Source organism: Streptomyces sp. NPDC048331 (assembly GCF_043201215.1).
In the GTDB taxonomy this organism is placed as follows: domain Bacteria; phylum Actinomycetota; class Actinomycetes; order Streptomycetales; family Streptomycetaceae; genus Streptomyces.
Genome location: NZ_JBICYT010000077.1, coordinates 1 through 1,043 on the forward strand (window position 1 = coordinate 1; position 1,043 = coordinate 1,043).

Consider the following 1,043-nt stretch of genomic DNA (forward strand, 5'->3'; position numbering starts at 1 on the left):
AGACACGGCCCCTGACCGGGAGACCGACATCACCAGACGAGTGATCCGATCAAGAGCGGGACACTCTCTCGCGGACACGTCTCATGCCCGACTATTTGGCGTACCCGACCCTCATCCGCGTGTTCCCTTCGACCCCGACCATCCGTCGAAAAACGTCAGGATGAAGTTTAAGAACCTGCCGGACGAGTGTAAAGAAACCCTGCCAGGAGCTCTATTCTGACAGGCCTTCACAGGCCGAGGAGTGTGGTGCTGGGGTGTACCCCAGCACCACACACACTTCTGGCGCCCGTCCCGGGCGGTGCCGACTTCGACGAGACCGTTCGCGTTCCAGATCACTCCAGGTCCCCCCACGCCCAAGGGGCAGCGACGCTCCCATCAGGTTCCCGACCGAACCGGAATCGCTCCCGGTGGTCACCGATCCCGATGAACTCTTCGAAGTGCCCTGCGGCAGGAAGCCGTTCGGCCAGGGCGGTGACCTGTTCCTGCGCCCCGGCCTCCCGCAGCACGCCCAGCAGCCGGCCCACGGCGCCCGAGTGGTCGAGGGAGATGTGGGCGGCGGCCCGTTCGGCCAGGGCGGTGACCTGTTCCTGCGCCCCGGCCTCCCGCAACACGCCCAGCAGATCGGCCACGGCGAACGGGTGGTCGAGGGAGACGTGGGCGGCGGGGTCCCGGGCCAGCAACGCGGTGACCTGTTCCTGCGCCCCGGCCTCCCGCAGCACGCCCAGCAGCCGGCCCACGGCGCCCGGGTCGTCGAGGGAGAAGTGGGCGGCGGCCCGTTCGGCCAGGGCGGTGACCTGTTCCTGCGCCCCGGCCTCCCGCAGCCCGCCCAGCAGCCAGCCCACGTCGGACGGGCAGTCGAGGGAGACGTGGGCGGCGGGGTCCCGGGCCAGCAACGCCGTGACCTGTTCCTGCGCCCCGGCCTCCCGCAGCACGCCCAGCAGCCGGTCCACGGCGCCCGGGTCGTCGAGGGAGAAGTGGGCGGCGGCCCGTTCGGCCAGGGCGGTGACCTGTTCCTGCGCCCCGGCCTCCCGCAGCCCGCCCAG

General features: G+C 70.9%; 1 pseudogene. It reads right to left on the bottom strand.

The annotated features are described in order from the left end of the window. Positions 1-332 precede the first annotated feature (332 nt). Positions 333-1,043: pseudogene (locus ACGFYY_RS41465) on the bottom strand (hypothetical protein); the annotation flags it as partial.